The sequence below is a fragment of the Kytococcus schroeteri genome, assembly GCF_002847825.1.
GTDB classification, from domain to species: Bacteria; Actinomycetota; Actinomycetes; order Actinomycetales; family Dermatophilaceae; genus Kytococcus; species Kytococcus schroeteri.
Genome location: NZ_PKIZ01000130.1, coordinates 1 through 319, shown reverse-complemented (window position 1 = coordinate 319; position 319 = coordinate 1). Strand labels below are relative to the sequence as shown.

Annotated in this window: 1 pseudogene; it reads left to right on the top strand. The window is 62.4% G+C overall.

Going from position 1 to position 319, the window contains the following annotated elements:
• Window positions 1-121: 121 nt before the first annotated feature.
• Window positions 122-319: pseudogene (gene thiG / locus CYJ76_RS11850) on the top strand (thiazole synthase); the annotation flags it as partial.

Sequence of the window (319 nt, the reverse complement as noted above, 5' to 3'; positions counted from 1 at the left end):
GAAGCTGGTGGTTTCCACGGGCTACTTCCGCCACGGAATTTTGCTGTCCGCGCTGGGGGCTACAGTGGGGGCAGCGCTGGGAATGGGTCAGCCGATGCCGAGACGGCTAGAGGACAAGATCATGCTGAAGATCGCTGATAAGGAATTCGATTCTCACCTAGTCATGGGCACCGGTGGGGCCAGCAGCCAGTCACTGCTGGAGGATGCACTGGTTGCAAGTGGCACGCAGCTGACCACGGTGGCGATGCGCCGCCACAGCGCCAAGACCACCGGCGGTGGCGAGAGCGTGTTCGAGCTGCTGAACCGCCTGGACATCGAC